Origin of the sequence: Limnohabitans sp., assembly GCF_044373035.1 — a bacterium.
GTDB lineage: Bacteria > Pseudomonadota > Gammaproteobacteria > Burkholderiales > Burkholderiaceae_C > Limnohabitans_A.
In genome coordinates this window covers 1-3,137 of record NZ_JBILQU010000192.1, presented here as the reverse complement: position 1 = coordinate 3,137, position 3,137 = coordinate 1, and the positions used below count along the sequence as shown (strand labels likewise).

Annotated in this window: 6 protein-coding genes and 1 pseudogene; 2 read left to right on the top strand and 5 right to left on the bottom strand. The window is 59.1% G+C overall.

Annotated elements, in window-relative coordinates:
- Both ACIQ47_RS15680 and cobA read left to right on the top strand, forming a co-directional pair.
- The coding region (locus ACIQ47_RS15680; protein WP_396438971.1) for a substrate-binding domain-containing protein at nt 1-302 on the top strand (302 nt) is incomplete at its 5' end.
- Nucleotides 303-428: 126 nt separating this feature from the next.
- Nucleotides 429-1,208, top strand: coding sequence for a uroporphyrinogen-III C-methyltransferase (gene cobA, locus ACIQ47_RS15675; protein ID WP_396438970.1), 780 nt, complete (start codon nt 429-431; stop codon nt 1,206-1,208).
- Nucleotides 1,209-1,264: 56 nt separating this feature from the next.
- Here the strand turns inward: cobA and ACIQ47_RS15670 are convergent, their stop codons facing one another.
- The 5 genes and pseudogenes from ACIQ47_RS15670 to ACIQ47_RS15650 form a co-directional block, all read right to left on the bottom strand.
- A complete protein-coding gene (locus tag ACIQ47_RS15670) occupies nt 1,265-1,540 on the bottom strand; it encodes a CcdB family protein (protein ID WP_296292270.1) in 276 nt (91 codons plus the stop codon).
- A 134-nt stretch (nt 1,541-1,674) separates the two neighbouring features.
- The gene (locus tag ACIQ47_RS15665) at nt 1,675-1,794 is read right to left on the bottom strand and encodes a type II toxin-antitoxin system CcdA family antitoxin (protein ID WP_396438969.1); all 120 of its coding nucleotides are present in this window, start codon (nt 1,792-1,794) and stop codon (nt 1,675-1,677) included.
- Between the two features lie 272 nt (nt 1,795-2,066).
- Entirely contained in the window at nt 2,067-2,396 is a 330-nt protein-coding gene (locus tag ACIQ47_RS15660; protein ID WP_296292272.1) for a type II toxin-antitoxin system PemK/MazF family toxin, read from the bottom strand.
- A gap of 12 nt (nt 2,397-2,408) precedes the next feature.
- Nucleotides 2,409-2,657, bottom strand: a complete 249-nt coding sequence (locus ACIQ47_RS15655) for a hypothetical protein (RefSeq protein WP_296292273.1) — start codon at nt 2,655-2,657, stop codon at nt 2,409-2,411.
- 307 nt (nt 2,658-2,964) lie between these two features.
- Nucleotides 2,965-3,137 (bottom strand): annotated as a pseudogene (locus tag ACIQ47_RS15650) (IS256 family transposase); the annotation flags it as partial.

Genomic DNA, 3,137 nt, shown 5'->3' with positions numbered 1-3,137 from the left:
CCTGGGGCATCGCCGAACAAATCAAGGACCGCCTCGTGCAGGCCAAACCCGGCGTGCCGGTGGGCTCGCTGGTGGCGTTGGGCGAAGTGGCGCTGGGCTTTCAACAGCTGAGCGAAATGCTGGGCGTAGCGGGCATCACCGTTTTGGGCACCCTGCCCGAGACGGTACAAATCACCACCACGTTTTCGGGCTCAGTGGCGACAAGCAGCACCCAGACCGAAGCCCTGCGGGCGTTGTTAGCGTTTTGGGCATCGCCAGCGTGCAAGGCCTTGAAAGAGGAACACGGCATGCACGCCGCCTGAAGGTCGCCAAAGCTGGGCACGCGAGCGGCCTGCTTCATTTGCTTTATGCCAATAAAGTATTTGGCGGCGCGGTTGTTAGATCAGAAAATTGGATAAATTCATTTCTGATCTGATTTTTGAACGCCCATGAGCCCTCACTTTGCCTACCGCTGCACTTTGGTCGGAGCCGGTCCCGGTGACCCGGAACTGCTGACCCTCAAAGCCGTCAAAGCGATTGCCAGTGCCAGCTTGTTGTTGGTCGACGACCTGGTCAACGACGACGTGCTCGAACACGCCTCGCCCAACGCCCGCATCGTGCATGTGGGCAAGCGCGGTGGCTGCAAGAGCACGCCGCAGGCCTTCATCGACAAACTGATGATCACCGCCGTGCAAGAAGGCGAGCAGGTGGTGCGCCTCAAAGGCGGCGATCCTTTCATCTTTGGTCGGGGCGGTGAAGAAGTCGAGCATCTGCGCACAGCAGGCATCGACGTCGAGGTGGTCAATGGCATCACCTCGGGCCTGGCAGGCATGAGCAGCTTAGGTGCGCCGCTGACGCACCGCGAGCACGCGCACGGCGTGGTGTTTGTGACGGGCCATGCCAAACCCGGCGATACCGGAACCGATTGGGCGCAGCTGGCGGCCACCGCTCGGCAGGCCAAACTGACGCTGGTCATTTACATGGGCGTGAGCAGCCTGGAGCACATCGGCCAAGGCTTGCTCTGCAACTTGCCTGCCCAAACGCCTGTGGCAGTGGTGCAAAACGCCAGCTTGCCCACTCAGCGCCAGGCCCTGACCACGCTGGGTGAACTGGTGCACACCGCACAACGCGAACAGCTGGAAAGCCCCAGCATCATCGTGGTGGGCGATGTGGTGCAGGGTGCACGGGCTTGGGCAGCGCAGACTCAAAGCTCGCAGAGAGCGGCCTGAATTCAGCCCCAACTGCGTGTCAACAATTCATCGAGCGCATCTGCAATCACTTGGCCCTAGTCTGCCAGACTGCCCACACATGGGCCGAATTGCTCACAGGCGACAGACACCATGTCCAGCGGGTGCAGCACAAGCATCTGGCCTTTGATTTTGAACACCGGGTTCATGCGCGTGCCTGCCACTTTGGCACTGACTGGCAAGGCCGATCGCAAAACCAGCGGCACCACCACACGACGCCTGTAGCCTTCAAATAGAGCCGACTGAACCACCCCCACCATGGGCACCGTGGCTCGCATGGGACCTGGGTTCAAATGCACGTCGTACTGGGGCATGACCTGTCTTAAAGGGTGGAATGCGCGTCGGCATAAGAGCCCTCCGCTTCGTACAAGGCGTTCCAACTGACCACCGCTTGCTGCGCCTGCTGGCGGTGTTGTTGCCGTAATTGACGCTCAGAAACCACATAGGCCTACAACATTTCTTCAACCTTGGCTGACAGGTTGCCACAATACGCGCGAGACTCCTGCACCAGCGCTTCGTTCAGAGAAAGGTTGACAGGTTTTTTGGTGGCACCCTCAAGATTTGGCATGGATCACTCCTTTTGTGCGCATTTTATGCGCATGTCAGTCACTCGGGCCGCTGGCCGTAGCAGCTTTTTTAGCGTCATTCCTGCGCAAGCGGGAATCCATGAATGCCGGATCAGGTACGGCATGCATGGCTACTGCGTCATGCAAGGCGTGGCCGACGCCCTTCACTTGGATGGCGGGAGCCAGTGGAGTGCACCAAGCGATGTGTTGCACTACGCATCAATCACCCCAAGCCGTTGCCGAGCGCCGCTTGTGGCCTGGGTCACGAGCAGGGTCACAGGGCGTACACCTGACGCACCGCGTTTTCAATGGCCGTCAAGTCGGCCGCAGACACTTCACCGAGGTGCTTGCCGATGCGCGCCTTGTCTATGGTGCGCAACTGATGACACAGGGCGACCGATGAAACGCCGGCGGAAGGTACCGCCACCACCACCGGGGGCAGCGCTCGCGCCGATGTCGAAAGGGGCACAACGCCCACTTGGCGTAACTTGGCATTGAGCGGTGTGATCGACAAAATGACACATGGCCGCGCTGTACCTTGTTGCTCACTGCCTTGTGTGGGTTCGAGGTTGACCCGAAAGATGTGCCCGCGTTCGAAATCCATGGTGCTGCTGGGTTAGAGGTTGTCCAGACCATCACCCACGGTGACATCCCAGCGTTTTTCATCATCACGGCACTCGGCAAACGCCGGATCGGTCATGTAGGCCTCTGCGATGCGCTCCAGCTCCGCTTCGCGTGTGGCCAAGGCTTGCATCATGAGCCCTTCCATGACGCGGCTGCGCTCGCCATGCGGCACGGCCGCATTGAAGCGCTGCAGGATCGGGGCTGCGATGGTGTACGACGCTCGAAGTGTGGTGGAAGGCATGGCGGAGACTCCTGACATAGAGCGCAGTATTACTGCACATGGAACACAGTATAGAGCACTCGCCGAGTGAACTCGAATTCACCCTATTTCCGACAGTTGACATTGCGTAAACCGGCTGCAAGCTAGACTAGACGCCAATTTCAATGGATTTATTGGAGTCACCAAATGGGTGAAGCAAAAAGGCGTCAACTTGCTGTCCAAACGCAGGCACTGGAGGCCATGGTCGTGGATACGCCGGGCGGGCGAATTCATGTGAAGTGGGACCGGTGCCGAGGGTGTACGGCATTTTGTGTAAACGGGGCTGAGATCAGTCATTGGGCATCCTGCCTTCGAACTGAATGGTAAACCGGGTCAATGCGGCTTTCCAATCTCTGAGCGGCATCGTCCACTTCTTGCTGATGTTGTTCAGCGCCAGGTAGAACAATTTCAGCAATGCCTCATCGCTGGGGAACGAGCCCCGGCTCTTGGTCACCTTGCGCA

Bases quoted from the DNA above. Each gene is read 5' to 3' on its own strand.
- cobA (WP_396438970.1), top strand. From the start codon at position 429: ATGAGCCCTCACTTTGCCTACCGCTGCACTTTGGTCGGAGCCGGTCCC.
- ACIQ47_RS15670 (WP_296292270.1), bottom strand. From the start codon at position 1,540: ATGCCCCAGTACGACGTGCATTTGAACCCAGGTCCCATGCGAGCCACG.
- ACIQ47_RS15665 (WP_396438969.1), bottom strand. From the start codon at position 1,794: ATGCCAAATCTTGAGGGTGCCACCAAAAAACCTGTCAACCTTTCTCTG.
- ACIQ47_RS15660 (WP_296292272.1), bottom strand. From the start codon at position 2,396: ATGGATTTCGAACGCGGGCACATCTTTCGGGTCAACCTCGAACCCACA.
- ACIQ47_RS15655 (WP_296292273.1), bottom strand. From the start codon at position 2,657: ATGCCTTCCACCACACTTCGAGCGTCGTACACCATCGCAGCCCCGATC.